At 57.8% G+C, this 26,532-nt stretch carries 36 protein-coding genes, 1 tRNA gene and 1 pseudogene; 24 read left to right on the top strand and 14 right to left on the bottom strand.

Annotation, left to right across the window (positions count from 1 at the left end):
* Positions 1-134: 134 nt before the first annotated feature.
* A complete protein-coding gene (locus N2A98_RS17320) occupies positions 135-812 on the top strand; it encodes an HAD family hydrolase (RefSeq protein WP_275622401.1) in 678 nt (225 codons plus the stop codon).
* 20 nt (positions 813-832) lie between these two features.
* Here the strand turns inward: N2A98_RS17320 and N2A98_RS17315 are convergent, their stop codons facing one another.
* The 3 genes from N2A98_RS17315 to csrA form a co-directional block, all read right to left on the bottom strand.
* On the bottom strand, positions 833-1,129 hold the full coding sequence (locus tag N2A98_RS17315; RefSeq protein WP_044275179.1) for a hypothetical protein: 297 nt from the start codon (positions 1,127-1,129) through the stop codon (positions 833-835).
* 98 nt (positions 1,130-1,227) lie between these two features.
* A complete protein-coding gene (locus N2A98_RS17310; RefSeq protein ID WP_044275177.1) occupies positions 1,228-1,488 on the bottom strand; it encodes a hypothetical protein in 261 nt (86 codons plus the stop codon).
* A 210-nt stretch (positions 1,489-1,698) separates the two neighbouring features.
* Positions 1,699-1,893 (bottom strand): carbon storage regulator CsrA, encoded by a 195-nt coding sequence (csrA, locus tag N2A98_RS17305; RefSeq protein ID WP_003192511.1) that lies wholly within the window; start codon positions 1,891-1,893, stop codon positions 1,699-1,701.
* A gap of 263 nt (positions 1,894-2,156) precedes the next feature.
* Here csrA and N2A98_RS17300 point away from each other — a divergent pair, with 263 nt between their 5' ends.
* Positions 2,157-2,522: a hypothetical protein gene (locus N2A98_RS17300; protein ID WP_044275175.1), complete on the top strand. Its 366-nt coding sequence runs from the start codon at positions 2,157-2,159 to the stop codon at positions 2,520-2,522.
* 32 nt (positions 2,523-2,554) lie between these two features.
* Here N2A98_RS17300 and N2A98_RS17295 read toward each other — a convergent pair whose 3' ends face one another.
* The 3 genes from N2A98_RS17295 to N2A98_RS17285 form a co-directional block, all read right to left on the bottom strand.
* Complete coding sequence (locus N2A98_RS17295) at positions 2,555-3,244, bottom strand: endonuclease I family protein (protein WP_003192508.1); 690 nt, start codon at positions 3,242-3,244, stop codon at positions 2,555-2,557.
* A gap of 4 nt (positions 3,245-3,248) precedes the next feature.
* Positions 3,249-3,500, bottom strand: a complete 252-nt coding sequence (locus N2A98_RS17290) for a DUF1654 domain-containing protein (protein ID WP_044275172.1) — start codon at positions 3,498-3,500, stop codon at positions 3,249-3,251.
* 243 nt (positions 3,501-3,743) lie between these two features.
* A complete protein-coding gene (locus N2A98_RS17285) occupies positions 3,744-4,832 on the bottom strand; it encodes an asparaginase (RefSeq protein WP_032896200.1) in 1,089 nt (362 codons plus the stop codon).
* A gap of 565 nt (positions 4,833-5,397) precedes the next feature.
* Here N2A98_RS17285 and N2A98_RS17280 point away from each other — a divergent pair.
* Genes N2A98_RS17280 through N2A98_RS17250 form a run of 7 tightly spaced genes read left to right on the top strand, consistent with a single transcriptional unit; the run spans position 5,398 to position 12,367 of the window.
* Positions 5,398-6,357 (top strand): sugar ABC transporter substrate-binding protein, encoded by a 960-nt coding sequence (locus N2A98_RS17280; protein WP_044275171.1) that lies wholly within the window; start codon positions 5,398-5,400, stop codon positions 6,355-6,357.
* 57 nt (positions 6,358-6,414) lie between these two features.
* Positions 6,415-7,968 carry a sugar ABC transporter ATP-binding protein gene (locus N2A98_RS17275; RefSeq protein ID WP_032896204.1) on the top strand — a complete coding sequence of 518 codons (1,554 nt, stop codon included), beginning with the start codon at positions 6,415-6,417 and terminating at the stop codon, positions 7,966-7,968.
* Entirely contained in the window at positions 7,965-8,942 is a 978-nt protein-coding gene (locus N2A98_RS17270; protein WP_044275169.1) for an ABC transporter permease, read from the top strand. The genes N2A98_RS17275 and N2A98_RS17270 overlap by 4 nt, the downstream gene beginning before the upstream one ends.
* Before the next feature lie 3 nt (positions 8,943-8,945).
* Positions 8,946-9,968, top strand: coding sequence for a LacI family DNA-binding transcriptional regulator (locus N2A98_RS17265; protein WP_003192500.1), 1,023 nt, complete (start codon positions 8,946-8,948; stop codon positions 9,966-9,968).
* A 23-nt stretch (positions 9,969-9,991) separates the two neighbouring features.
* The gene (gene rbsK / locus N2A98_RS17260; RefSeq protein ID WP_275622400.1) at positions 9,992-10,909 is read left to right on the top strand and encodes a ribokinase; all 918 of its coding nucleotides are present in this window, start codon (positions 9,992-9,994) and stop codon (positions 10,907-10,909) included.
* Entirely contained in the window at positions 10,906-11,310 is a 405-nt protein-coding gene (rbsD, locus tag N2A98_RS17255) for a D-ribose pyranase (protein ID WP_275622399.1), read from the top strand. Before rbsK ends, rbsD begins: the two co-directional genes overlap by 4 nt.
* A gap of 28 nt (positions 11,311-11,338) precedes the next feature.
* Positions 11,339-12,367 (top strand): nucleoside hydrolase, encoded by a 1,029-nt coding sequence (locus N2A98_RS17250; protein WP_044275163.1) that lies wholly within the window; start codon positions 11,339-11,341, stop codon positions 12,365-12,367.
* Between the two features lie 33 nt (positions 12,368-12,400).
* Here the strand turns inward: N2A98_RS17250 and N2A98_RS17245 are convergent, their stop codons facing one another.
* Complete coding sequence (locus N2A98_RS17245) at positions 12,401-12,607, bottom strand: hypothetical protein (protein WP_044275162.1); 207 nt, start codon at positions 12,605-12,607, stop codon at positions 12,401-12,403.
* 156 nt (positions 12,608-12,763) lie between these two features.
* Here N2A98_RS17245 and N2A98_RS17240 point away from each other — a divergent pair, with 156 nt between their 5' ends.
* The gene (locus N2A98_RS17240; protein WP_078803517.1) at positions 12,764-13,069 is read left to right on the top strand and encodes a hypothetical protein; all 306 of its coding nucleotides are present in this window, start codon (positions 12,764-12,766) and stop codon (positions 13,067-13,069) included.
* 144 nt (positions 13,070-13,213) lie between these two features.
* Positions 13,214-13,534, top strand: coding sequence for an I78 family peptidase inhibitor (locus tag N2A98_RS17235; RefSeq protein WP_003192494.1), 321 nt, complete (start codon positions 13,214-13,216; stop codon positions 13,532-13,534).
* Between the two features lie 67 nt (positions 13,535-13,601).
* On the opposite strand, the gene N2A98_RS17230 is transcribed toward N2A98_RS17235, so the two are convergent.
* Together N2A98_RS17230 and N2A98_RS17225 are read right to left on the bottom strand one after the other, a co-directional pair.
* On the bottom strand, positions 13,602-13,814 hold the full coding sequence (locus N2A98_RS17230; protein WP_003179963.1) for a cold-shock protein: 213 nt from the start codon (positions 13,812-13,814) through the stop codon (positions 13,602-13,604).
* Positions 13,815-14,103: 289 nt separating this feature from the next.
* A complete protein-coding gene (locus N2A98_RS17225) occupies positions 14,104-14,418 on the bottom strand; it encodes a hypothetical protein (protein ID WP_019820908.1) in 315 nt (104 codons plus the stop codon).
* A 364-nt stretch (positions 14,419-14,782) separates the two neighbouring features.
* Here N2A98_RS17225 and thrS point away from each other — a divergent pair, with 364 nt between their 5' ends.
* From thrS to N2A98_RS17180, 9 genes are all read left to right on the top strand, one after another.
* A complete protein-coding gene (gene thrS / locus N2A98_RS17220; protein ID WP_003192490.1) occupies positions 14,783-16,705 on the top strand; it encodes a threonine--tRNA ligase in 1,923 nt (640 codons plus the stop codon).
* Positions 16,705-17,256 (top strand): translation initiation factor IF-3, encoded by a 552-nt coding sequence (infC, locus tag N2A98_RS17215; RefSeq protein WP_015884933.1) that lies wholly within the window; start codon positions 16,705-16,707, stop codon positions 17,254-17,256. The genes thrS and infC overlap by 1 nt, the downstream gene beginning before the upstream one ends.
* Positions 17,257-17,315: 59 nt before the next feature.
* Positions 17,316-17,510 (top strand): 50S ribosomal protein L35, encoded by a 195-nt coding sequence (gene rpmI, locus N2A98_RS17210; protein ID WP_002553160.1) that lies wholly within the window; start codon positions 17,316-17,318, stop codon positions 17,508-17,510.
* Positions 17,511-17,539: 29 nt separating this feature from the next.
* Positions 17,540-17,896 carry a 50S ribosomal protein L20 gene (gene rplT, locus N2A98_RS17205; RefSeq protein WP_003192488.1) on the top strand — a complete coding sequence of 119 codons (357 nt, stop codon included), beginning with the start codon at positions 17,540-17,542 and terminating at the stop codon, positions 17,894-17,896.
* A 109-nt stretch (positions 17,897-18,005) separates the two neighbouring features.
* Positions 18,006-19,022, top strand: a complete 1,017-nt coding sequence (pheS, locus tag N2A98_RS17200; protein WP_003192486.1) for a phenylalanine--tRNA ligase subunit alpha — start codon at positions 18,006-18,008, stop codon at positions 19,020-19,022.
* Between the two features lie 26 nt (positions 19,023-19,048).
* Positions 19,049-21,427, top strand: coding sequence for a phenylalanine--tRNA ligase subunit beta (gene pheT, locus N2A98_RS17195; protein ID WP_003192485.1), 2,379 nt, complete (start codon positions 19,049-19,051; stop codon positions 21,425-21,427).
* A 3-nt stretch (positions 21,428-21,430) separates the two neighbouring features.
* Complete coding sequence (gene ihfA / locus N2A98_RS17190; protein WP_002553164.1) at positions 21,431-21,733, top strand: integration host factor subunit alpha; 303 nt, start codon at positions 21,431-21,433, stop codon at positions 21,731-21,733.
* On the top strand, positions 21,714-22,070 hold the full coding sequence (locus N2A98_RS17185; protein WP_003174972.1) for a MerR family transcriptional regulator: 357 nt from the start codon (positions 21,714-21,716) through the stop codon (positions 22,068-22,070). Before ihfA ends, N2A98_RS17185 begins: the two co-directional genes overlap by 20 nt.
* 90 nt (positions 22,071-22,160) lie before the next feature.
* A tRNA-Pro gene (locus tag N2A98_RS17180) sits at positions 22,161-22,237 on the top strand.
* A gap of 82 nt (positions 22,238-22,319) precedes the next feature.
* On the opposite strand, the gene N2A98_RS17175 is transcribed toward N2A98_RS17180, so the two are convergent.
* The 5 genes from N2A98_RS17175 to N2A98_RS17150 form a co-directional block, all read right to left on the bottom strand.
* Entirely contained in the window at positions 22,320-23,504 is a 1,185-nt protein-coding gene (locus N2A98_RS17175) for a tyrosine-type recombinase/integrase (RefSeq protein WP_345774692.1), read from the bottom strand.
* 291 nt (positions 23,505-23,795) lie between these two features.
* Positions 23,796-23,987 carry a hypothetical protein gene (locus N2A98_RS17165; RefSeq protein ID WP_225931624.1) on the bottom strand — a complete coding sequence of 64 codons (192 nt, stop codon included), beginning with the start codon at positions 23,985-23,987 and terminating at the stop codon, positions 23,796-23,798.
* A gap of 147 nt (positions 23,988-24,134) precedes the next feature.
* Positions 24,135-24,302 carry a hypothetical protein gene (locus tag N2A98_RS17160; protein WP_275622398.1) on the bottom strand — a complete coding sequence of 56 codons (168 nt, stop codon included), beginning with the start codon at positions 24,300-24,302 and terminating at the stop codon, positions 24,135-24,137.
* Positions 24,299-24,532 carry an Arc family DNA-binding protein gene (locus N2A98_RS17155; protein ID WP_275622397.1) on the bottom strand — a complete coding sequence of 78 codons (234 nt, stop codon included), beginning with the start codon at positions 24,530-24,532 and terminating at the stop codon, positions 24,299-24,301. The genes N2A98_RS17160 and N2A98_RS17155 overlap by 4 nt, the downstream gene beginning before the upstream one ends.
* Positions 24,533-24,581: 49 nt before the next feature.
* Positions 24,582-24,797: a hypothetical protein gene (locus N2A98_RS17150; protein WP_186607662.1), complete on the bottom strand. Its 216-nt coding sequence runs from the start codon at positions 24,795-24,797 to the stop codon at positions 24,582-24,584.
* A 281-nt stretch (positions 24,798-25,078) separates the two neighbouring features.
* Between N2A98_RS17150 and N2A98_RS17145 the strand changes: the two genes are divergently transcribed.
* The 4 genes and pseudogenes from N2A98_RS17145 to N2A98_RS17130 all read left to right on the top strand — a co-directional run bounded on the left by N2A98_RS17145 (position 25,079) and on the right by N2A98_RS17130 (position 26,428).
* A complete protein-coding gene (locus N2A98_RS17145) occupies positions 25,079-25,543 on the top strand; it encodes a hypothetical protein (RefSeq protein WP_186607734.1) in 465 nt (154 codons plus the stop codon).
* 10 nt (positions 25,544-25,553) lie between these two features.
* A pseudogene (locus N2A98_RS17140) lies at positions 25,554-25,801 on the top strand (hypothetical protein).
* A 77-nt stretch (positions 25,802-25,878) separates the two neighbouring features.
* The gene (locus tag N2A98_RS17135; protein WP_090291384.1) at positions 25,879-26,187 is read left to right on the top strand and encodes a hypothetical protein; all 309 of its coding nucleotides are present in this window, start codon (positions 25,879-25,881) and stop codon (positions 26,185-26,187) included.
* A 22-nt stretch (positions 26,188-26,209) separates the two neighbouring features.
* Positions 26,210-26,428 (top strand): hypothetical protein, encoded by a 219-nt coding sequence (locus tag N2A98_RS17130; protein WP_225931613.1) that lies wholly within the window; start codon positions 26,210-26,212, stop codon positions 26,426-26,428.
* The last annotated feature ends 104 nt before the right edge of the window (positions 26,429-26,532 follow it).

Raw genomic sequence — 26,532 nt, 5'->3', positions numbered from 1 at the left:
CCCCAACAGCCAACCAACAGGATCATGACAAGTTCGTCATTTTTGCCTCGGAACTGACGGGCCAGGTCTCGGCGTTTACAAGCGCCTAAGTGATCCGTAGATTGCAGGGGCCCAGCCCATGAGGAAACCGCGCAGTGTCCAGTCCAAATCCGAGTGTATTTAGCCGGCGTTACCGCGCCTTTCTGTTCGATATGGACGGGACTCTGCTCAACTCCATTGCCGCTGCGGAGCGCGTCTGGGGCATCTGGGCTGCACGGCATGGCTTGGATGTGGAAGCATTTCTGCACACCATTCATGGGGCCCGCGCGATTGATACGATCACCCGCCAGGCGTTGCCGGGTGTCGATCCACAGGTAGAAGCCCAATGGATCACCGAGGCTGAGCTGCACGATGTCGAAGGCATCGTGGCAGTTCCTGGCGCGGTGGCGTTTTTGGCGAGCCTGCCCGCCGATCAATGGGCGTTGGTTACCTCTGCGCCAAAAGCCTTGGCCGTGCGCCGGCTGCAAGCGGCGGGCATCCCTGTGCCGGCGGTACTGGTGACAGCCGAAGACGTGAAGACGGGTAAGCCTGATCCGGCCTGTTATGTGCTGGGAGCCCAGCGCCTGGGTGTGCCGGTGCAAGACTGCCTGGTGTTCGAGGACGCCACAGTGGGTATTCAGGCAGGGGAAGCGGCGGGGGCGGATATCATGGTGGTGACCTCGACACACTTGGCGCCGATGGTGACGGCCCATGCTTGCATCGAGCAATACGGTGCGTTGAAAGCCGGGCGTGGGGCTGATGGCTTGCTGTCCCTGAGTCGGTTAGCGCCGTGACACATGGAAGGCCGAGCCTGTTACCGGTTTCGGCCTTCCAGGCTGTCGATGGGATCGGACAACGCCTGCAGCCGGCTGTTTTTCATACCCTGACGCGACAACACCATTTCCCTGAGGATCTCGGTGGCGAGCCGGTTGATGGCTTCTGTACCGTGATAGTGCGCACGCACGATGCCGGTAATCGCGAAGTGATCGGTCTCTGGGCCGGTCAGCACGGCGGACAGGGTGCCGTCCGCATGCAGCGTGCACTCAACTCTGTAGCTGGGCAGGCGGTCAGCCAAGGCTTTTTCGATTTGGGATTTGTTGAGGGTGTCCATCTGCATTTGCACCTTTGATTGGCTACGCAGAGCAAGGCCAATGATAGGTGGTGCGGCGGCGCTGTAAATACCGGCTATCCGATAGCAGGCAGCAGCGCTCAGCGTGCGGCTTTCCCGCGGGCGCGATGGGCGGCGCGCTGGCGCAACTTGCGCAAGATCACCTTCTGGATGGGCTTGAGGCAGAACACAAGCAGGTAGCCACAGAGCAGAAGCGCCAGATCCACCCAGGAATGGGTGTCGGGATCGGCCCCTTCAACTTCCATTCTCAACCCACACCCGAGTGCCACGAAGACCAGCCCTATCAGCAGGGCAATCATCCAGGATCTTGAAACAAGGGGTTGCGACGCGGCTGGCCTCATCGACGTGTTCCTGAAATGCACTCGGATGGCAGGATAAAGTGTCAGAAATTGGGCTGCCAATAGCGCGACAAGTTCCGGATGCCCTGACAGTTTCATCTTGCAACGAAGGGAAGGTTCAAGGCGCGCTGGTCACGCGGGGGTACGCGAACAGGCCAATTGGGTTTTCGCCAGCCGTTACAGTGAACGAAAAGGCTGGCTACTGGAGGCGTTTCAAGGCGTCTGGTTTTTGTCGGGTGCAGTCAGGCCGGCCTGGATACGTTGGTAAATCTCTTCGCGATGCACGGCAACATCCTTAGGGGCGTTGATGCCGATTCGTACTTGCTGGCCGCTAACGCCCAGGATGGTGATCGTAATGTCATCACCGATGTTTATGCTTTCACCGACTTTGCGGGTGAGTATAAGCATGGACTTCTCCTTGAATTACTTTTAAGGACACATGTTTCAGACAGGGCAGGTGTCGGATGTGTGTAGCTTACTGCGAAGCGCTTCCCTGTGACTGCCTCTTTTAGGACGCGTAGAGGCGACATTAATTCCCATGGCGGTATCATACAGGTCGCGATACATGATTCGCATTGTTTAAGCCAACGTTTATGACGGCCAGAATAGACAGTGAATGGTAAAGTTGCCTCTTTGATCCTCAAAGGAGCAGGGCAGTGCGTAAAGTAGCGATGGCAATTGTGGTGTTGGCGTTGGCCGGATGCGGTGAAGGTAAGTCGGTCGATACCCCCAAGGCCAAGCCTGCCGTGACCGAAAGCCTGCCGCAAGCCGGTGCGATTGCCGCCCAGGAATGGGATATCCGGGTCGGCCCGCCGGACCACAAGTTGCAGGCGATCACCGACCTGACCGCCTGGTTGCTGGAACACGGGTTCAATTTCTATATCGTGAAAGTCGACGGCAAGGATGAGGTGCTGTTGGGGCCGTTCGCGACCAAAGCCGAGGCCGAGGCCAAGCAGGCGCTGCTAAACGAGAAAATGGCGCGGGCCAAGAAAAACGACACCGTGTCGGAGATTATCGAACACAAGGCAGCGCAGTAGCACGCCAGTTGGGCGGGCACCCCCGCCCACGTTCAGCCGCAGGCCTTGAGGTTGACCGGGCCGACGAACTCATTACCACGCCCCATCACGCAAGCCACGGTCTGGTTGCGCTGGCGTTCCCAGGTTTGCACCGGGTAGGTCTTGTTCCAGGCCTCATACAATTGCCGGTCCTGCTTCGACAGGCGCAGGCCGTATTGCTTGCTCATATAAAAATACGTGCGCGCGATCATTCCGCGAATGGACGGGCGCGGCATGACCTTCTTCGCCTTGAAGTCCACCTGGGTCAGGCATGAGCCGTACTGCCCGCTTTGCACCGGCAGCCAGCCAAAGCTGAAGTTGTTACGGTCGCCGTTCACTTCACCGATGCTCGGCACCAGGTTGTGCAGGTCGGCCTCGGCGCGCTTGAACACCTCATCATGGCGCGTGCAGTTTTTTCGCCCGCCATTTTGCCAGCATTGACGCAGATGCCCGATTTGCCAGGCCGGCACGATGTGTTCCCACTCAATGCGCGCGGCGCGGTTGGCGTTTTTACGCGGTATGTAACCGCAGGCTTTCAGGTTCACCCGATTACCGGTGTATTTGCAGCCGCAATAGAATTCAGTGGATTGCGGCGCGTAGAGCTTCCAGGCGATTTTCTTGGCTTCGCTGAAGGTTCGAGGGGCCTGGGCGTTGGCGGTGACGGTAAAAAACAGACAGCACACAGCAATAAAACGGGCACTCATTGAATCAATCTTCCTTCGGCACAACCCAGAAAATCTGCACGCCGCCGTCATCTCGATAGGCGAGGGTGACGTTGTCGTTTTCCGCAATCTCTTCCAGTAAACGTTGCCAATCGTTCTCCGGCTCATCGGGTAAACGGAAGATCAACGCGGCCTTGGCTTTCTGCGCGTTGGTCGAATTGATGATTTTTTGCACGCGGATGGCCAGGCGCTGGTAGGCGTCAGGCGTGGTAGATGCTGCGGAAGAGGGCTTTGCCACAGGGTGTTCCTTAATTGGCTGTACGCACATACAGTATTTAACTGTAGGCAATTTCGCAACTGCTTAAATTTCAAGAAGTTCGTCTGACAGCGAATCAGGAAGTTTGTTGAGAAGGGCGGGCAGCAATTGTAGGAGCGAGCTTGCTCGCGAAGAACGTTAGCGATAACGCGTAAAGCTTGACTTAACGCGGCGCTATCAAGTTTTTCGCGAGCAAGCTCGCTCCTACGGGTGAATCAGCAGGGATCAGTATTCCCAGAAGATCCGTTGCAGTTCCTTGCTGTCCTGGGTCTTGGTCAGGGCGACCATCGCCAGGATGCGGGCTTTCTGCGGGTTCAGGTCAAGGGCGGCGACCCAGTCGTATTTGTCGTCTGGCTGTTCGGCGTTACGCAGAACCATGCCACCGGCGTTGACGTGGGAAGAGCGAATGATCTGCACGCCTTGTTTACGCAGTTCCACCAGCGCTGGAACCACCTTGGACGATACCGAGCCATTGCCGGTACCGGCGTGAATGATCGCTTTGGCACCCGCTTGGGCCAGTGCTTTGTAGGCGGTGTCGCTCACGTTGCCGTAGCCGTAGGCAATTTCAACGTCAGGCAGGCTTTTGATGGTTTTGATGTCGAACTCAGAATCCATGGTGTGACGCTTGGCCGGCAGGCGGAACCAGTAGGATTTGCCTTCAACGACCATGCCCATTGGGCCCCATGGGCTCTTGAAGGCTTCGGTCTTGATGTTGATCATCTTGCTGACGTCGCGACCCGATTGGATCTCGTCGTTCATGGTCACCAGCACGCCTTTGCCGCGGGCTTCCTTGCTACCCGCGACCGCAACAGCGTTGTACAGGTTGAGCATGCCGTCTGCCGACATCGCGGTGCCTGGGCGCATGGAGCCGACCACCACGATAGGCTTGTCGGTTTTTTCTACCAGGTTCAGGAAGTAGGCGGTTTCTTCAAGAGTATCGGTGCCGTGGGTGATCACGATGCCATCCACGTCCTTGTTGTCGGCCAGTTCGGCGACACGGCGACCCAGTTGCAGCAGGTTTTCGTTGTTGATGCTTTCCGACGCAATTTGCATGACTTGTTCGCCGCGAACGTTGGCGATCTGGCTAAGCTCAGGAACGCCGGCGATCAGTTGTTCGATGCCGACTTTGGCCGCTTGGTAAGTGGCACTGTTGGCCGCACTGGCGCCAGCGCCAGCGATGGTACCGCCGGTGGCGAGGATGACCACGTTGGACAGTTTGGTCTTGCTTTCAACTTCCTTTGCCTGGGCGGCAACGGGGAACAGCAGCAGAAGGGCCAGGGCGCCCGGAATAACGTTCTTCAATGCAGATTTCATTATTTTTCTCTCTGGTTTTTGATGAGTGCTGTAGCAGGTTCATCTAGAACACCCGGGCGGTTCTGAACGCCGCGAGGTGCTGAGAAAGAGCAGGATTTGTACCAGGCTGAGCATGTTGGTTTTTTTAAATTAACTTATTGATTTAAAACAACTTAAAGTAATATTTCGGTTTGATGGGGTGCGGCGCTGTCCGGCTTTCCGAACGAGAAGGGCTGTGGTGTTCGGTTGTCCGAAAGCCTTCACGATTTGTCCGGGCACCCTGTGTGATCATTCGCCGCACAGTCTGTCGTTTCAGAGAACGGTCAGGCAGGGCGAATTTGCTTAAACGTATCAGCGGTCAGTAGCTAAAGTGTGAGCTTGGAGGGCGCCCATGAAAGGCTTGCTGCTACCGTTGACAAATCTCGACAAGGTTCTCATAGTTTGCTCAACGCAAACGTTTGCGAGATGTTTCACTGCGCCCTTGGCACATCGTCACAGCTCGTATCAGCCGCCCAGGTGGGAGGGCTGCCGAAGGGGTCTTCGGTGCAAGCGTTGCTCACAATAATCATAAGATCGGAGTGAACCCATGAAGCTGCCATTTGCTGGACGTCTTCTTGCTGTTGCTGTGCTTGCTGCCGCATCCGCCGCTTTGCCTCTCTCTTCTGCATTTGCCGATGACGCTGCCAAAACGCCTACCGTGGGTTTGGTGATGAAGTCCCTTGCCAATGAGTTTTTTGTCACCATGACCGACGGTGCGAAGGACTACCAGAAAGCGCATCCTACAGAATTCAAGTTGATCTCCAACGGCATCAAGAACGAGACCGATACCAGCGCGCAGATCGCCATCGTCAACGAAATGATCAACGCCAAGGTCGATGCGCTTGTCATCGCTCCCGCCGACTCCAAGGCACTCGCCAGTGTGCTGAAGAAAGCTTCCGATGCCGGTATCAAAGTCGTCAACATCGACAACCGCCTGGACCCGGATGTCCTCAAAAGCAAAAACCTCGATATCCCGTTCGTAGGCCCGGATAACCGCAAAGGCTCCAAACTGGTGGGCGACTACCTGGCCAAGCAACTGGCCGCCGGTGACAAGGTCGGCATCATCGAGGGCGTACCCACTACCACCAATGCCCAGCAGCGCACCGCAGGCTTCAAGGATGCGATGGACGCGGCGGGCATGAAGATTGTTTCCACCCAATCCGGTAACTGGGAAATCGACCAGGGCAACAAGATCGCGGCAGCGATGCTGAGCGAAACGCCAGATATCAAGGCGCTGTTGGCCGGTAACGACAACATGGCTCTGGGCGCTGTTTCCGCCGTGCGTGCGGCAGGCAAGGCCGGCAAGGTGTTGGTGGTGGGTTACGACAACATTGACGCGATCAAGCCAATGCTCAAGGACGGCCGCGTGTTGGCCACCGCTGACCAGGCCGCCGCCCAGCAAGCCGTGTTCGGTATCCAGAACGCGCTGAAGCTGGTCAAGGGTGAGAAAGTCGATGCCAAAGATGGCGTGATCGAAACCCCGGTCGAACTCGTCATCAAGCAGTAATCCTGGCAGTACCCAACAGCGCCCGCTCGTCCTGAGCGGGCGCCTGGAGATTTTCCTATGTCATCTTCCGCCCCGAACGCTGTCCTCTCGGTCAGCGGTATCGGTAAGACCTATGCCCAACCGGTTCTGTCCGACATCACCCTGACGCTCAATCGCGGGGAAGTGCTGGCGCTGACCGGTGAAAACGGCGCAGGCAAAAGTACCTTGTCGAAGATCATCGGCGGCCTGGTCACGCCCACCACCGGGCACATGCAATTCAATGGTCAGGATTACGCCCCCGCCAGCCGCACCCAGGCCGAAGCCTTGGGCGTGCGCATGGTCATGCAGGAGCTCAACCTGCTGCCGACGCTGACCGTGGCTGAAAACCTGTTCCTGGATAACCTGCCAAGCCGCTGTGGCTGGATCAGCCGCAAACAACTGCGCAAGGCCGCGATCGAAGCCATGGCCCAAGTCGGCCTGGACGCGATCGACCCGGACACGCTGGTGGGCAGCCTGGGCATTGGTCACCAGCAGATGGTCGAGATTGCCCGTAACCTGATCGGCGACTGCCATGTACTGATCCTCGATGAGCCCACGGCGATGCTCACCGCCCGTGAAGTCGAGATGCTGTTCGAACAAATCACCCGCCTGCAGGCCCGAGGCGTGGCGATCATTTATATTTCGCACCGGCTCGAAGAGCTGGCCCGTGTCGCCCAGCGCATTGCGGTATTGCGCGACGGCAAGCTGGTCTGCGTCGAGCCGATGGCCAATTACAACAGTGAGCAGTTGGTGACCTTGATGGTCGGTCGCGAACTGGGCGAACACATCGACCTGGGCCCGCGCACCATCGGTGGCCCGGCCTTGACGGTGACGGGCCTGACCCGTTCGGACAAGGTTCGCGATGTGTCCTTTGAAGTGCGCGCCGGTGAAATCTATGGCATTTCCGGCCTGATCGGCGCCGGCCGCACCGAATTGCTGCGCCTGATCTTCGGCGCCGACCCGGCCGACAGCGGCACCGTGGCCTTGGGTTCGCCGGCCAAGGTGGTGAGTATTCGCTCTCCGGTTGACGCAGTCGGTCATGGTATTGCCTTGATCACCGAAGACCGCAAGGGTGAGGGTCTGCTGCTGACCCAATCCATCAGCGCCAACATCGCCCTGGGCAACATGCCGGAAATTTCCGGCGGTGGCGTCGTCAACAGCCGCAACGAAACTGCTCTGGCCAAGCGCCAGATCGATGCCATGCGTATCCGCAGTTCCAGCCCGACGCAACTGGTGTCCGAGCTATCGGGTGGTAACCAGCAAAAGGTGGTGATTGGCCGCTGGCTGGAGCGCGATTGCGCGGTGATGCTCTTTGATGAGCCCACCCGCGGCATCGACGTCGGTGCCAAGTTCGACATCTATGCCTTGCTCGGTGAACTGACCCGCCAGGGCAAAGCGCTGGTGGTGGTGTCCAGTGACCTGCGTGAGCTGATGCTTATCTGTGACCGCATTGGTGTGTTGTCTGCCGGGCGCCTGATCGAGACCTTTGAGCGTGACAGCTGGACCCAGGACGAATTGCTCGCCGCCGCCTTTGCCGGCTATCAGAAACGTGATGCGCTGCTCAACGAAGCAGCGCCTAGGAATACCCCATGAAAACAAACATTTCCCCTGGTAAAACTGGCGGCAACTTCTATGGCCTGGGTACCTACCTGGGGCTGGCGGGTGCGTTGCTGGCGATGATTGCGCTGTTCTCGGTGCTCAGCGATCACTTCCTGTCCTATGACACCTTCAGCACCCTGGCCAACCAGATCCCGGACCTGATGGTGCTGGCGGTGGGCATGACCTTCATCCTGATCATTGGCGGCATCGACCTGTCCGTGGGCTCGGTACTGGCATTGGCGGCCTCGGCAGTCAGCGTGGCGATCCTGGGCTGGGGCTGGAGCGTGTTGCCCGCTGCTCTGCTGGGCATGGGTTGCGCGGCGTTGGCCGGCACTATCACCGGTTCCATCACGGTGGCCTGGCGCATTCCGTCATTTATCGTATCCCTCGGCGTGCTGGAGATGGCCCGCGGCGTGGCCTACCAGATGACGGGCTCGCGCACCGCTTATATCGGTGACTCGTTTGCCTGGCTGTCCAACCCGATTGCCTTTGGTATTTCCCCGTCGTTTATCATCGCGCTGCTGGTGATCATCGCGGCCCAATTGGTACTGACCCGTACGGTCTTCGGCCGTTACCTGATCGGCATCGGCACCAACGAAGAAGCGGTGCGCCTGGCGGGCATCAATCCCAAGCCTTACAAGATCCTGGTGTTCAGCCTGATGGGCCTGTTGGCCGGTGTGGCGGCGCTGTTTCAGATTTCGCGCCTGGAAGCGGCGGACCCGAACGCAGGGTCGGGCCTGGAGCTGCAAGTGATCGCCGCCGTGGTGATCGGTGGCACCAGCCTGATGGGCGGGCGTGGTTCGGTCATCAGCACGTTCTTCGGCGTGTTGATCATTTCGGTCTTGGCGGCTGGGCTGGCGCAGATCGGCGCGACGGAGCCGACTAAACGCATCATTACCGGTGCTGTGATCGTGATTGCCGTGGTCCTCGACACTTACCGCAGCCAGCGCGCCAGTCGGCGGGGCTGAACCATGGCAACGATCAAAGATGTGGCAGCGCTTGCAGGTATTTCCTACACCACCGTGTCCCATGTGGTGAACAAGACGCGCCCGGTGAGCGAGCCGGTACGCATCAAGGTCGAGGCGGCGATCAAGCAGTTGGACTACGTGCCCAGTGCCGTCGCACGCTCGCTCAAGGCCAAGACCACGGCGACCATCGGCCTGCTGGTGCCCAACAGCCTCAACCCGTATTTTGCCGAACTGGCCCGGGGTATCGAGGATTACTGCGAGCGTAATGGCTATTGCGTGATCCTTTGCAACTCGGATGACGACGCAGAGAAACAGCGCAGCTACTTACGCGTGTTGCTGGAAAAACGCGTCGACGGCTTGATCGTGACCTCCGTGGGTGGCGATGACAGTGGCCTTGCCGCGGGTTTGAGTGCAGTGCGCACGCCCATGGTGATTGTCGACCGGGCGCTGGATGGGATTGATGTGGACCTGGTGCGCATCGATCACGAGGAGGGCGCTTACCTGGCGACCCGGCACTTGTTGGAATTGGGCCACCGCGACATCGCCTGTATCGGCGGCCCGGGGCATACCCGCGTGGCGCAGATGCGCCTGGCGGGTTACCAGCGTGCATTGCGCGAGGCGGGCATCGAGGTGTTGGCCAGTCGTACACTGGAAAGCGATTTCACCAGCACGGGCGGGTATGCCGCAGCCGTACAGTTATTATCGCAACACCCGCCCAGCGCGATTTTCGCCAGCAACGATATGATCGGGTTTGGCGTGCTGCGCGCCGCCGCCGAGCGCAATGTGCGGGTGCCGGGCGAGCTGTCGGTCATCGGTTTCGATGACATTCAGATGGGGCGCTACGTCTACCCGGCGCTGACAACGGTCGGCCAGTCGATCCTGCAATTGGGGGAGACGGCCGCCGAATTATTACTGCAACGAATAGCAACACCCCAACTGCCGATCGATCAACGTATCGTGACGCCCAGTATTGTTTTGCGTGAGTCGACCGCGCCATTGGCTGATGTGTTCGCCCAATACCGCTGAACCGAATTGATGAGTACTGATGTATGCCAGCAAAAGTAGTGGTAATAGGCAGCTTGAACATGGACCTGGTCACCCGCGCCAGCCGCTTGCCGCGTGCCGGTGAAACCCTGATCGGCCAGACGTTCTCCACTGTGCCCGGTGGCAAGGGCGCCAACCAGGCCGTCGCCTCGGCACGCCTGGGGGCTAGTGTCGCAATGGTGGGGTGCATCGGTACCGACGCCTACGGCAGCCAATTGCGCGATGCGCTGCTGGTGGAAGGGATCGATTGCCAGGCAGTCAGCACGGTGGAGGGCTCCAGCGGTGTGGCGTTGATCGTGGTCGATGACAGCAGCCAGAACGCCATTGTCATTGTGGCCGGCAGCAACGGTGAGTTGACGCCTGCGTCGCTGCGAAGGTGCGACGCTGTGCTGCAGACGGCCGACGTGATCATCTGTCAGCTTGAGGTGCCAATGGAGACCGTTGGGTATGCGCTCAAGCGGGGTCGCGAGCTGGGCAAGACGGTCATCCTCAATCCGGCCCCGGCAAGCGGACCGTTGCCCGCTGATTGGTATGCCTCGATCGATTATCTGATCCCCAATGAAAGCGAGGCCAGCGCTCTAAGCGGCGTGACGGTCGACTCCCTCGACAGCGCCAAGGTCGCCGCGACCGCGCTGATCAGGGCGGGTGCTGGCAAGGTCATCATCACCCTGGGCGCCCAGGGCGCGCTGTTTGCCGACGGCAAGGGCTTTGAGCACCTGGTGGCGCCGAAGGTCAAAGCGGTGGATACCACCGCTGCTGGCGATACCTTTGTTGGTGGCTTTGCCGCCGCGCTGGCCGCGGGCCAGAGCGAAGCCCAGGCGATCCGTTTTGGCCAGGTGGCGGCGGCGTTGTCAGTGACCCGCGCCGGCGCTCAGCCTTCCATTCCTACGCTGCACGACGTACAAGGTTTTGTACCCGCATGAAAAAGACTCCTTTGCTGAATATCGCCCTGTCGCGCGTGATCGCGTCCCTGGGCCACGGCGACATCCTGATCATCGGCGATGCCGGCTTGCCGGTGCCTCCCGGCGTCGAATTGATCGACCTGGCACTGACCCAGGGCATCCCGGACTTCATCAGCACCTTGCGCATCGTGCTTAGCGAAATGCAGGTGGAAAGCCATGTGCTGGCAGAAGAGATCCTGCTGAAGCAACCGCCCGCGCTGACTTCGCTAAATGCGCTCACTGAGCAGGCTGCATTGGGCGAAAGACGCCTGCTCAGCCATGACCAATTCAAGCAATTGAGCCGCAATGCCCGCGCCGTGGTGCGCACTGGCGAGTGCCGGCCGTACTGCAATATCGCGCTGGTGTCCGGCGTAACGTTCTAGCGTCCCCCCCAATGACAAGGAGTGCTTTATGCAACGTGGTCTACCTACCCTGAAAAACCTGTTCCGGAGTGTTCTGCTTTTGTCCGCGCTCACTGCTGCAAGCGCCCAAGCGGCGGAAAAAATCGACCTGATCATCGACACCGACCCGGGTGCCGACGATGTGGTGGCCTTGCTGTTTGCCATGGCTTCGCCGCAGGAGTTGAGCATTCGTGCGCTGACCACCGTGGCCGGCAATGTGCGCCTGGACAAGACCTCGCGCAACGCGCGCCTGGCGCGTGAGTGGGCAGGGCGCGAGGACATCCCGGTGTACGCCGGTGCGCCAGCGCCGCTGCTGCGCAAACCGATCTACGCCGAGAATATCCATGGCAAGGAAGGCATCTCGGGCGTCACGGTGCATGAGCCGAAAAAAGGCCTGGCCGAAGGCAATGCCGTCGACTACCTGATCAAAACCCTGAGCAGCGCCAAGCCGCACAGCATCACCATCGCCATGCTCGGCCCGCAGACCAACCTGGCACTGGCACTGACTCAAGCGCCCGAAATCACCCAAGGCATCAAGGAAGTGGTCGTGATGGGCGGCGCCCACTTCAACGGCGGCAATATCACCCCAGTGGCTGAGTTCAACCTGTTCGCCGATCCGGTGGCGGCTGAGATCGTGCTCAAAAGCGGTGTGAAATTGACTTACCTGCCGTTGGACGTGACCCATAAAGTCCTCACCAGCGACGCCCGCCTGAAGAAAATTGCCGACCTGAACAACAACGCGAGCAAGGTCGTCAGCAGTATTCTGAATGAGTACGTCAAAGGCGATATGGAGCACTACGGCATTCCCGGTGGCCCGGTCCACGACGCTACCGTGGTGGCGTACCTGCTCAAGCCTTCGCTGTTCAGCGGTCGTGAGGCCAATGTGGTGGTCGACAGCCGCGAAGGCCCGACCTTCGGCCAGACCATCGTCGATTGGTACGACGGCCTCAAGCAGCCCAAGAATGTGTTCTGGGTTGAGAATGGCGACGCCCAGGGCTTCTTCGATCTGCTGACCGAGCGCCTGGCACGACTGAAGTAAGGTGTTTTACCGGGCGGCGCTCGTCGCCCGGTTCTATTCGCGCTCTTGGGCGCCCCCGTAATCGGCCGGGTATTTCTCGAATATCTGGCCGATGAACGCTTGCGCCGCCTGGGTGCCCAGTTCCTTGACCAGCAGGTCGATACCAATGATCGCCAGTTCTTCCGGGCTTCCGGGGCTGTAGGAACTTTGCCCTTGGGGCCACTTGGCTTTGATGTCGGCTTGAAGCGTTACGGTGGTCATGGAAATCTCACGGGCTGAAAATGCGGGGCAGTGCACTGGAACGCTGTTCCAGAGGGGCGCAGTTAAGCATTTTGTACGGCATTTGGCACTGCTACTTAGGCATGACGCAGAGGCTGTGCGACACTGTCTGCCTGTTAAATGGCCGGGAAACACCGCGTGCAAATCGATTTGAGCAAGCCCGACAACCTGACGCTGGACGCCGTGCGCCAACTGCTTGGCAGCGCCAGTGACGACGAACATACCCAACTGCGGGTGACCAAAAAAGGCGTCGCCTACATTTCTTCCGGCGTAGTCGGGGGTGCTGATATCGATGGCCTGCTGTTTCGCCTGGAGACCTGGGCCAGAGGTTCCGGCTATGTCGGCAAGGTGGCAGCCAGCGATGAAGTCTGGGTTATGCAGATTTTCAACGCGCTGAAGCAGAATTGGCCTACGCCTTCGTCTGACTACATCGACATCTACTGAATACGTTCATATCTAGTCACGATTCACCGAGCGATTGCATGCCGGGACTCAGGCAGACTTGCCTACAGGCGGTTAACGTCTTGAAACCAATCGCTTTGACTGCTGTCGCACGATCTCTGTCCACTTTTTATCATAGGAGGCTTCATGCCTTGGAAGCTCGCATCATTCGGTACTTTGTTGGCTGCGCTCGCGTTGGCAGGTTGCAGCACCCCGGGTGCCTCTGAGCCAGGCAAAGCTGCCACCGCGACCGATGCCGGTCATAGCCGCTGTGAGTCGAAGGCTGCAGAGTTCGCCATCGGCCAGAAAGCCTCGCCTCAATTGCTGGAACAGGCCCGCACGCGTGCCGGCGCGCAGAATGCACGCATTCTCAAGCCCAATGACATGATCACACTGGAGTATCGCTCCGACCGCTTGAACCTGAACACCGACAACAACCTGGTGATCAACCGGGTTAACTGCGGCTGATGCGGCTTTTGCATCACCCATAAAAAACCCCGTCACATGGACGGGGTTTTTTTAGCTCAGCGCAGAATTACTCTGGGCGAACCTGTGCAGCTTGCATACCCTTTTGGCCTTTCTCAGCCACGAAGGAAACGGTTTGGCCTTCTTTCAGGCTTTTGAAACCGTCGCTTTCGATAGCTTTGAAGTGTACGAACAGGTCGTCACCGCCACCTTGAGGAGTGATGAAGCCGAAGCCTTTTTCATCGTTGAACCATTTAACGGTGCCGGTTTGGCGATTAGACATGGTGTATCTCCAAGAAACATATATTTTCAGTAGTGCTGTGCTGCTCAGGCCAACTGGGCACACTGGGCTATCATAGTCGAAATGTTCGGCTTGGGAGCCCCCCCAAGGCACTGTTTGCTAATCAATCGCTTTGCGTTTGATCCGTCTTTAGGCTGAAAGCCCCGATTTACGGGGCTTTGCGACGAAATATCAGCTGTTAAAAAAAGCCGTAAAACCTGCATAATTTGTGCGAAATGGCAGTTTTCAGGCTGTTTTTCCAGCGAAATGACCGTCGAATCGTCAGCCAATCTTACTTTTTCTTCACCACTTTGCAGGACGAAATAGCCGCGACTGCTTTGTTTTTAAGCTCCGGGCTGGCGTTCTGGTTGGTCATCAATTCCTTGATCTCGGCAGTGCTCAATTCGGCATTGATCTTGTCAGCGCCACATTCACAGTGGGCTTTGGCAGTTTTGACGTCCACGTTCTGGCTGGCGGCGGCACTGCAGTCGTTGACGAAGGCGTCACGGGCGCCAGCTGGCCAGTTGGAAGGGGCTGCAGCCTGCGCGCCGAGGGAAAGGAGGCTCAGGGTAGCGGCGACAGCGAGGGTAGAGGTAAAACGCATCATGGGATGCTCCTTTGGGTCGAGGACGAACGGCGATTCTCAGTGGCTTTGAGGCCTCACGTACAGCTCAAGTTCACTTTCGCAGCTATAAAGCCACGAATTGCTCTTTCCCCAACGCTTGGCCGACGCGATGACCGTTCATCTGTGCTAGCATCCTCGCCTGGCTATTTCCCGGCGCGCCATTTGCCGCCTTGCCAGGTTCTTTTTGTTCACTCCAGTCACTCTGGTTCGATTATCGGTTGGCCGAAAGGCTCCTGCCGCTGTAAGGCAGGCGTTCAGCATTGAACGGCCTGGTGTTGGATCTTGTACTGGCTCATCCCAACCCACGTGACCTTTGGTAGGGGTCACCACTAGGAGAGGAGGCGCCATGCCAACTATTACTCTTCCCGACGGCAGTCAACGTTCATTCGATCATCCGGTTTCCGTAGCCGAGGTCGCCGCATCCATTGGTGCAGGCCTGGCAAAGGCCACCGTGGCCGGCAAGGTCGACGGCAAGCTGGTTGACGCCAGCGACCTGATCACCAGCGACGCCAGCCTGCAAATCATCACGCCCAAGGATCAGGAGGGGCTGGAGATCATTCGCCACTCTTGCGCGCACTTGATTGGCCATGCGGTCAAGCAACTGTACCCAACCGCCAAGATGGTGATCGGCCCGGTCATTGAAGAAGGCTTCTATTACGACATCGCCTATGAGCGTCCTTTTACTCCGGACGACTTGGCGGCCATCGAGCAGCGCATGCACGCGCTGATCGAAAAAGATTACGACGTCATCAAGAAAGTCACCCCGCGTGCCGAAGTGATCGACGTGTTTACCGCGCGTGGCGAGGACTACAAGCTGCGCCTGGTGGAAGACATGCCGGACGAGCAGGCCATGGGCCTGTACTACCACGAAGAATATGTCGACATGTGCCGCGGCCCGCACGTGCCGAACACGCGCTTTCTCAAGTCGTTCAAGCTGACCAAGCTGTCCGGTGCCTACTGGCGCGGTGATGCGAAGAACGAACAACTGCAACGGATCTACGGCACGGCCTGGGCTGACAAGAAGCAGCTGGCCGCCTATATCCAGCGCATCGAAGAAGCCGAAAAACGCGACCATCGCAAGATCGGCAAGCGCCTGAACCTGTTCCACCTTCAGGAAGAGGCGCCGGGCATGGTGTTCTGGCACCCGAATGGCTGGACCCTGTACCAAGTGCTTGAGCAGTACATGCGCAAGGTGCAGCGCGAAAACGGCTACCTGGAGATCAAGACTCCACAGGTGGTTGATCGCAGCCTGTGGGAGAAATCCGGGCACTGGGCCAACTATGCCGACAACATGTTCACCACCCAGTCGGAAAACCGCGACTACGCCATCAAGCCGATGAACTGCCCGTGCCACGTGCAGGTCTTCAACCAGGGCCTGAAGAGCTACCGCGAGTTGCCGATGCGCCTGGCCGAGTTTGGTGCCTGCCACCGTAACGAGCCATCCGGTGCGCTGCACGGCATCATGCGCGTGCGTGGCTTCACCCAGGACGATGCCCACATCTTCTGCACCGAAGAGCAGATGCAGGCCGAGTCCGCCGCGTTCATCAAGCTGACCATGGACGTTTATCGCGATTTCGGCTTTACCGAAGTCGAGATGAAGCTGTCCACTCGTCCGGAAAAACGCGTCGGTTCCGACGAGCTGTGGGATCGCGCCGAAGCGGCACTGGCGGCAGCGCTCGACAGTGCGGGCCTTGCATACGATCTGCAGCCGGGTGAGGGCGCCTTCTACGGTCCGAAGATCGAGTTTTCGCTCAAAGATTGCCTTGGCCGTGTCTGGCAGTGTGGTACCCTGCAGCTCGATTTTAACCTGCCGATCCGTCTGGGAGCCGAATACGTCTCCGAAGACAACAGCCGTAAACACCCGGTTATGCTGCACCGGGCGATCCTCGGCTCGTTCGAACGGTTCGTCGGTATCCTGATCGAGCACTACGAGGGCGCGTTCCCTGCGTGGCTGGCTCCGACCCAGGCAGTGATCATGAATATCACTGATAAACAGGCAGATTTTGCCGCTGAAGTTGAAAAAACTCTCAACGAAAGCGGGTTTCGTGCCAAGTCCGACTTGAGAAATGAAAAGATCGGCTTTAAAATCCGCGAGCATACCTTGCTCAAGGTTCCCTATCTCTTGGTTATCGGAGATCGGGAAGTCGAGATGCAGACTGTCGCTGTGCGTACTCGTGAAGGTGCTGACCTGGGCTCGATGCCCGTCGCCCAGTTCGCTGAGTTCCTCGCGCAAGCGGTTTCCCGGCGTGGTCGCCCAGATTCGGAGTAATTATTATTAAGCGTGAAATGAGACAAGATAAACGAGCTGCACCGAAAGCCCCGATCAACGAGAATATCTCGGCACGCGAGGTTCGGTTAATTGGCGCTGATGGCGAGCAGATTGGCATCGTCTCGATTGATGAAGCGCTTCGTATTGCAGAAGAGTCCAAGCTGGACCTGGTGGAAATCTCCGCCGATGCAATCCCACCTGTTTGTCGGGTGATGGACTACGGCAAATCGATCTTCGAAAAGAAGAAGCAGGTTGCCGCAGCGAAGAAGAACCAGAAGCAGATTCAAGTAAAAGAAATCAAGTTTCGTCCAGGGACGGAGGAAGGGGATTACCAGGTAAAACTGCGCAACCTGGTACGTTTCCTGAGTGATGGGGACAGGGCCAAGGTATCCTTGCGATTCCGCGGCCGTGAGATGGCCCACCAGGAGCTGGGGATGGAACTCCTCAAGCGGGTTGAAGCTGACCTGCTCGAGTACGGTTCGGTCGAACAGCATCCTAAGATGGAAGGACGCCAGCTTATTATGGTCATCGCCCCGAAAAAGAAGAAGTAATCAACAGGGCACGGCAGGCCTTCTGATTATGTTTATCAACTGAATGCGGAGTACCGAACATGCCAAAGATGAAAACTAAAAGTGGTGCTGCTAAGCGGTTTCTGAAAACTGCTAACGGCATCAAGCACAAGCACGCTTTCAAGAGCCACATCCTGACCAAAATGTCGACCAAGCGTAAGCGTCAACTGCGCGGTAGCAGCTTGCTGCATCCGTCTGACGTGGCAAAAGTCGAGCGCATGCTGCGCCTTCGTTAATTTTGGTTCAAGAATAGAGGAAGTAACTCATGGCTCGTGTAAAGCGTGGCGTCATGGCCCGTAAGCGTCACAAAAAAATTCTGAAACTTGCTAAAGGCTACTACGGCGCGCGTTCACGCGTATTCCGTGTTGCCAAGCAAGCGGTAATCAAGGCAGGCCAATACGCCTACCGCGACCGTCGTCAGAAAAAACGTCAGTTCCGCGCTCTGTGGATCGCTCGTATCAACGCTGGTGCACGTGTTAACGGTCTGTCCTACAGCCGTTTCATCGCTGGCCTGAAAAAAGCGTCCATCGAAATCGACCGTAAGGTTCTGGCTGAACTGGCCGTGAACGAAAAAGCGGTGTTTGCTGCGATTGTCGAGAAAGCTAAAGCCTCCTTGGCTTAAGTACCCCCGACAGTCACCCTGGGCTACTCCTGTGGCCCAAGGTGGTAAACGTCATAAATAGGGGAAGAGCCTTCAAGCTCTTCCCCTATTTTGTATCTGGAGTCTGTACATGGAAAACCTGGACGCGCTCGTCGCCCAAGCCCTTGAGGCTGTGCAAAGCGCTGAAGATGTAAATGCCCTGGAGCAAATCCGGGTTCACTACCTTGGCAAGAAAGGTGAATTGACTCAGGTGATGAAGACCCTGGGAAATCTGCCTGCTGAAGAGCGTCCGCAAGTCGGTGCGCTGATCAACGTCGCCAAGGAGCGTGTCACAGAGGTTCTCAATGCGCGCAAGGCGTCGCTTGAGGAGGCCGATCTTGCGGCCAAGCTCGCCGCCGAGTCCATTGACGTGACCTTGCCTGGTCGTGGCCAGGCCTCGGGCGGTCTGCATCCGATCACCCGGACTCTGGAACGTATCGAACAGTTCTTCACCCACATCGGCTACGGCATTGCCGAAGGCCCTGAGGTCGAAGACGACTACCACAACTTCGAGGCGCTCAACATCCCAGGCCATCACCCGGCCCGGTCGATGCACGACACCTTCTATTTCAACGCCAACATGCTGCTGCGCACCCATACCTCGCCGGTACAGGTCCGCACCATGGAAGCGAACAAGCCGCCGATCCGCATTGTCTGCCCAGGCCGTGTGTACCGTAGCGACTCGGATATCACCCATTCGCCGATGTTCCACCAGGTCGAAGGCCTGCTGGTTGATCGCGATATCAATTTCGCCGACCTCAAAGGCACCATCGAAGAGTTCCTGCGGGTGTTCTTCGAAAAAGAGTTGGCGGTACGTTTCCGTCCTTCGTTCTTCCCGTTCACCGAGCCATCCGCTGAAGTCGACATGGAATGCGTGATGTGCAGCGGTAAAGGCTGCCGTGTGTGCAAGCAGACCGGCTGGCTGGAAGTAATGGGCTGCGGCATGGTTCACCCCAACGTGCTGCGCATGTCCGGGATCGACCCGGAAGAGTTCTCGGGCTTTGCCTTCGGCATGGGCGTTGAGCGTCTGGCCATGCTGCGTTACGGCGTGAACGACTTGCGTCTGTTCTTCGACAACGACTTGCGGTTCCTCGCGCAATTTCGCTAGTCGTAACGAATCTTTAGGAGAGCAGGATGAAATTCAGTGAACAATGGTTGCGTGGCTGGGTAAGCCCGCAGGTAGATCGCGACGAGCTGGTTGCTCGTCTGTCGATGGCCGGTCTTGAGGTCGATAGCGTTACGCCGGCCGCCGGTGTTTTCAGTGGCGTGGTGGTGGGCGAGGTGTTGAGCACCGAGCAGCACCCGGATGCCGACAAATTGCGTGTGTGCCAGGTCAGCAACGGTTCGGAAACCTTTCAGGTCGTGTGCGGAGCGCCTAACGTGCGCCCGGGCCTGAAGATCCCGTTCGCCATGATCGGCGCCCAGTTGCCGGGCGACTTCAAGATCAAGAAGGCCAAGCTGCGTGGCGTTGAATCCAACGGAATGCTGTGCTCCCAGGCCGAGCTGCAAGTAGGTGAGGGCAATGATGGCCTGATGGAGCTGCCGGCCGACGCGCCAGTGGGTCAGGACATTCGTGCTTACCTGGAACTGGAAGACGCCAGCATCGAGGTCGACCTGACCCCCAACCGCGGCGACTGCCTGTCCCTGGCTGGCCTGGCCCGTGAAGTGGGTGCGCTGTACAACGCGCCTGTCACCCGTCCAGTGGTTGCTGCCGTGCCGGCGGTACACGACGAAGTACGCTCGATTGAAGTATTGGCGCCCAACGCTTGCCCGCGTTACCTGGGGCGTGTGATCCGTAACGTCGACCTGTCCAAGCCAACCCCGCTGTGGATGGTCGAGCGCCTGCGTCGTGCCGACGTGCGCAGCATCGACGCCGCCGTCGACATCACCAACTACGTGATGCTTGAACTGGGCCAGCCGTTGCACGCGTTCGATCTTGCCGAAATCAACGGCGGCATCCGCGTGCGTATGGCCGAAGAGGGTGAGAAGCTGGTGCTGCTCGATGGTCAGGAAGTCAGCCTGCGTGCCGATACCCTCGTGATCGCCGACCACGCACGCGCCCTGGCGATTGCCGGCGTGATGGGTGGCGAGCACAGCGGTGTATCCGCGACCACCCGTGATGTATTCCTTGAAAGTGCGTTCTTCGACCAGATCGCGATCGCTGGCAAGGCCCGTTCCTACGGTCTGCACACCGATGCGTCGCACCGCTACGAGCGTGGTGTGGATTGGAAACTCGCCCGTGAAGCCATGGAGCGCGCCACCGGCCTGCTGCTGGAAATCACCGGTGGCGAAGCCGGCCCGATCACCGAAACCGTCAGCGAACAGTACCTGCCGTCGATTGCGCCGATCACCTTGCGTGCCAAAAGCGTTGAGCAGATGCTCGGCCTGGTCATTGAGCCGGCTGAAATCGAGCAACTGCTGTCTGCGCTTGGCCTGGGTATTTCTGCGGGCGGGGAAGGGCAGTGGCAGGTTGCAGTACCTAGCCATCGCTTCGACATCAGCCTGGAAGTCGACCTGATCGAAGAGCTGGCGCGCCTGTACGGCTACAACCGCCTGCCGGTTCGCTATCCGCAAGCACGCCTGGCACCGCAACCCAAGGCCGAAGCGCGTGCGCACCTGCCTGAACTGCGTCGTTTGCTGGTTGCCCGTGGTTACCAGGAAGCAGTGACCTATAGCTTCATTGATCCAAAACAGTTCGAACTGTTCAACCCTGGCGTAGAGCCGTTGCTGCTGGCCAACCCGATCTCCAACGACATGGCCGCCATGCGTTCCTCGTTGTGGCCGGGCCTGGTGAAGGCACTTTCCCACAACCTGAACCGCCAGCAAGACCGCGTGCGCCTGTTCGAAAGCGGCCTGCGTTTCGTCGGTCAACTTGATGGCTTGAAGCAAGAGCCAATGCTGGCGGGTGTTGTCTGCGGCAGCCGTCTGCCGGAAGGCTGGGCGCAAGGCCGTGAGGTCGTGGACTTCTTCGACGTCAAGGCTGACGTGGAAGCGGTGCTGGGCTTTGCCGGTGCGCTGGACGCCTTTACGTTTGTACCGGGCAGCCACCCAGCCTTGCACCCAGGCCAGACTGCACGTATCGAGCGTGAAGGTCGGCTGGTGGGCTTCGTCGGCGCCATTCACCCGGAACTGTCGAAAACCTTGGGTCTGGACCGTCCAGTCTTCGTGTTTGAGCTAGTCTTGGCTGAAGTTGCGTCGGGCAAGATGCCTAAATTCAGCGAGTTGTCGCGCTTCCCTGAAGTGCGTCGCGACCTGGCCCTGATTGCCGACCGTGAAGTCGCTGCCACTGCAGTTCTGGATGTAATCCGTGAAAATGCAGGGGAATGGCTGACAGACCTCAGGCTATTTGACGTCTATCAGGGTAAAGGCATTGATCCGCATAGAAAAAGCCTCGCAGTTGGCTTGACCTGGCAGCATCCATCGCGCACTCTTAATGACGATGAGGTGAATACCACGACGCAAAATATCCTCACCTCGCTCGAACAAAGGTTGAACGCCACGTTAAGGAAGTGACGTATGGGGGCTTTGACGAAAGCTGAGATGGCGGAACGTCTGTACGAAGAGTTGGGTCTGAACAAGCGCGAGGCCAAGGAATTGGTTGAGCTGTTTTTTGAAGAGATCAGACACGCTCTGGAAGACAACGAACAGGTCAAATTGTCCGGTTTCGGCAATTTTGACCTGCGAGACAAACGCCAGCGGCCTGGCCGCAATCCAAAAACGGGAGAAGAAATCCCGATCACGGCTCGCCGTGTGGTCACCTTTCGTCCAGGGCAGAAGTTGAAGGCCCGAGTTGAGGCTTATGCTGGAACCAAGTCATAACGACGAGCTACCCGTCATCCCAGGCAAACGCTACTTCACCATTGGTGAAGTCAGCGAGCTGTGTGCGGTAAAACCGCACGTGCTGCGCTATTGGGAGCAGGAGTTTCCTCAACTCAACCCCGTCAAACGCACCGGGAACCGTCGGTATTATCAGCGCCAGGACGTGCTGATGATCCGACAGATCCGCGCGTTGCTGTACGACCAGGGGTTCACCATCAGCGGTGCACGCCAGCGTATGTCCGGTGATGAAGCCAAAGACGACACCACCCAATACAAGCAACTGATCCGCCAGATGATCTCCGAATTGGAAGATGTACTGGTGGTGCTGAAAAAATGATTCAAGCTTTAAAAATACTTCCACATTTCAAAAGCTTGCGGTATATTCCGGTTCGCTTCGTTAAGAAGCGAGCCCAGTAACACGCCTAGTCGGGGCGTAGCGCAGTCCGGTAGCGCACTAGCATGGGGTGCTAGGGGTCGAGTGTTCGAATCACTCCGTCCCGACCATATTTTTCAATGACTTAGCCGCTTTCGAGCGGCTTTGTTGTTTCTGCCATAGTGACTTTCCAAGTGACCCTGGCGTTTTTCATCATGCCTCTCTCCGTTTCAGAATCGTCAGCGCTGGTGCGCGTGAGTCGGTTGCTGATACCTTGTTTGCCGCCGCAATAAGCTGATCCAGCTCAGCCGCCGAGTAGTGACTGGTGATGCTTCCGTTCTTGTGGCCGAGCAGCGCTTTCCGATCTTCCTCAGTCACGCCAGCAGCACGCAGCCTTCTCCCAAAGGTGTGCTTCAAGTCGTGTATGCGGATCCTGGTAAAGCCGTCATGTGCCGGCCGCAAGTACTTCTCCTGCCACTTCTTTGCCGCCCGAATCCGTGCCTTCTTCCAGGCCGAGTCATTCATGCGGTGAACCGTTGTTTCATTCCCATCACCATCTGGCTTGCCAAACGGGAAGACGTAGAGCGAATGCTTGCCACGCTGCTTCTCGATCACTGACTTGGCAACGTCATTCATCACGACCAGGCGTTCGTCGCGGTTCTTCACGCCAGCCCTGGCACTCCTTCCCCCAAAACCAGCCGGGATCAGGAACACACTCGCTCCCAGTTCCGGTACAGCAATCTCCCAATTCCACTGAAGCTTGCAAACCTCCTGCTCCCGGCAACCTGTATTGACCTTGAACGTCGCCATGGTCTGAAGGTGCGCCGGGAGTTCGGCGAAAAGGATCGACTGCTCTTCCCATGAAAGCGGGTAGGGCTTTCGGCTGTTCGTCTTCTCATCCAACAAGGAAATCATCGGCATTACGTCGAGCAATGGCCGGCGTTCTTCGTCCCGCCACTTTCGCGCGCAGAGGTTTAGCACCCTGATGACACGCTGAAGCGCGATATTCACTGTCCGGTTCGTGACTGGCTTCCCTGCCGCCGGATTCAGCTTCGACTGGATGTATGGCGCGAGCGCATCGTCATCAATGTGGGTCAGCGGCATGTCGCCAATGAATGGGTCTAGCTGTTCCATATAAGTTGCCGAGATATGGATCGAGGCCTGATCCTTCACTTCCAGCAGGAAACGAGTCGCCGCCTCTCGCCAGGTCCTGACCCGCCGAACGCCATATACTTTCTGCTGGCGCAACTTCTCCAGCTTGTGAATCAGGTATTGCTCTGCTTCGGCGCGGTTACAAGTGCCAGTACTCTCTTGAATTCGTTCTCCTCTATATTTTTTGTCGATCTTCCAGATGCCGTTCGGCATTTGCTGGAGCCCGGTGATAGCTTTTTGGGCCATGGCAATTCTCCTTTCTTCTTGCCCTGGCGCTCACTGCGGGGGCGATTGTTGTCCCGATCGGCCTGCTTTTCAATTGCCATGGACTCGGCCCAGGAATCTGCCCATTCATCCAGCTCAATGCGGTCGAAGCCAACGCCCTGTTTCCCAATGGGAAATTCACGGACGTTAGGCCGAACCGTCTTATTAAATTCTTCCCGGCACATGCCCAGGTACGCAGGGGCAGTTGACGCTCTGAGGAAGCGAGGCGCGGTCTCTTTGATGGGTAATGCAGTTGACTTGGCCATGGAGTCATCACTGTTCGATAGAGGACATTGTTTGCACTGACTTCCTGACGGGAAAGGCCTCCCCCTCCCACTTGCCGGGTTTGCCGCGTATCGCGCCATGCAGGTCGTAGCGGTGGGGCTTCTTGCTGGTGAACAGCTTTTCACACGCCTTCAGCAAGGCGCCTTCATCTTCTATTTCCAACAACTCCTGGCCAGCCATCGAACCCACCTGAATCCAGCCGGATTTATCGCGCCCGTAGTTTTCTGTCTTGACAAGCGATACCTGTTTCGGTGTCCGGTACCGGGTGAAGAGGTCTCGGTGTTCATGTAGAACGCGACGCCATCAAGGCGCACCCGCAGTACTGTCTTAGCCATGGAGTTCACCACCTTGAAAGTGGTCTGCCAGCACCCTGCGCGCGTCGATGCCGCACGATGCGGACATGGCGTAGATCTGGCCGAAGGTGGTTTCCCGACGTTGCAGGGCGTTGAACAGCTCGACCAGGCGCTCGCCCAGTTGTCCGTTGCGGCGGCTCATAGGCTAGAACTCACAGCAGGTGGGAGCGGGGCGCCGGCATTTGCCAGTGCGTCCAGTAGCAAGGTTTGGCGATTCTGTCCGTCCAGATACTGGCGCACGGCTTGGATGAATACGCTGTTCATGCTGCGACCCGAGGCGTTCGCAGCCGCTTCAATGTCGGCGCGCAGACCGTCAGGCAGTCGCACCACAAACTTGTCTGCGGTGCGGGAATCGTATTGGTTGGTAGTCATGATGATCTCCTGGCGAGCCCCTCTACGTATTGGGAGCTGAATGAGTGGGTTATTCGCCTGATTTCGGCGTGGTGATGAGGAGGAACAAGCAGGCACTCGCAATGAGCCAGACCGAGGTACCGAAGAAAGCCGCAGCCACGTCGAAATCCGAGGAACTGCTGATCAGGTCGCGCGCGGCGAAAAGCAGCCAGGCGCCAGAAGCGGTTATGTAGAGCAGGATGGAAATCATCACCTTGAATAGCTGAAGCGGTGTGATGGGTGACATTCACTTTCTCCAGGGCGAGCAAGGGCCCGCCGCGTTGTTGGCTTTCGCAAAAATTGAGGTGCTCTTGTTTCGCCGTGAGGTGGCGAAGGAGTGGTTGCAAATTAGCAATAGCTAAATAAATTAGCAAATTGTTTTTGCGATTTGACGTTTGCTAATTTTTCTCGGGGAGAAAGCTTTCAACTCGTAGTGGCTAAATAATGGTGTTAGATTCGCCTCATTACGACTGGTTGGCAGCACCAGCTAGGGCTTGAGTTGCCGGCTTCAAGACAGAAAGGGACTTTATGAAAAAGATGCTTCTTTGCCTCTCAATGGCAGCGCTTCTCTCGGGTTGCGCTAGCAGTGGCACCAAAATCGAACAAGCCCAGATCGATAGCCTGATTAAAGGCAAAACCACCAGCAATGAAGTGATTGCCCTTCTCGGCCCGCCCACAGCAGTCACCCAGAATTCTGACGGCTCGCAGGTTTTGGGCTGGGGCTATGCCTACGTCGGTTTCGCAGGTATCGGCACAGAGGTAGAGAGCACTACGGTGACCATTGCTCCTGACGGGACTGTGAGCAGCTATGCCCGTAGCGGGTCAAAGGTTGGGGGAGGGGCTCCATCAAAATACTCTGCTGCGCCCGTGCAGTCGGCACCTGGACCTATGACTAAGAGTCAGTACAAGCAGGTCCAGCTCCAAAAGCTCACTGAGCAGAACCTGCCTTATGACGAATACCAGAAGCGCTATCAGGAGATAATGGCGCAATAGGCCTGCCTGGATATTTGGTCATGCCTTCACCAATCCTAACCAAGTCCTTAAGCGCGAGCTGCAGGGCGTCGCCTCCGGCCTCATGTGGTTTGCCGTTGAGCCGCTGAGGTTTGCGGGGCGGCTGAGGCTGGCAGGGAATGGGGCAGTCGCGCAGACCGTGTTGAAGATGAACGCGGTGCTTCATACGGACGGGTGGCGGCTGGCTGGGTATGGGATGAGGTGAAGGCGGGGCAAATAAATCGAAACAAGCCCGAATAGATACCTGGTCGGGCGCGACAACCTAAATCGAACTACCGCGAGCTGAGCAGGGCTCGTATGGGCAAGGGAATGTAGTGATGAATGCCTTACGGATAGCCGCTCTAATAGCTGCGCCGCTTCTTTTCGCCGGCTGCTACAGCATGCCAAAAGAAAAAACCGAGTACGAAAAAAAGATCGACGCAGTACCAATGCCCGTAACAGAGGCTGATCGTTTAGAGCAATGCCGCAACTTCAAGCGAGTCGCTGACGACCAGGAGATTGACGACTTTTTGCGAATCGGACAGGAACCTAATCTCAGCGCCTCGGAATATGGATTTACAGAGAGCTTAGCGCTTTTGCGTCGCCTCAGAGCCATGAAGTGCCCTGGATACGGTTGGTTTTCCTGATGCTGCTGCCCTAGGTGAACCTATGACTGCATGGCGAGAGCAGCCCTTCTGGAGCAAGGTTGGGGTCATTGCTTGCCTGGCTTTCCTTATGATGCTCCCCGGCTATTCTAACGTCGCTGGTCTGAGCGGAGGCTCATCCGGCCGTACGCGGGTGTTCAGCCCTAATTTCATTGCTCTGTGCGTTTTCGTGGCGGTGATTGAGCTGATAGCGCTAAACCACTTCTATGGCGTTCGCGGTTGAAGTTTTGACGAGATGACATCGAATACGTAAGGAAAGACTGAATAGTTTATGTGTCGCCGCCACCTGATCGTCGGGGCGGGCCACAAAAGCTGCCGTCTTCAATT

Source organism: Pseudomonas sp. FJ2-5-13, assembly GCF_029201605.1.
Taxonomy (GTDB): Bacteria; Pseudomonadota; Gammaproteobacteria; order Pseudomonadales; family Pseudomonadaceae; genus Aquipseudomonas; species Aquipseudomonas lactis.
Note: the sequence above shows the minus strand (reverse complement) of the source record. Positions and strands in the feature narration are given on the sequence as shown.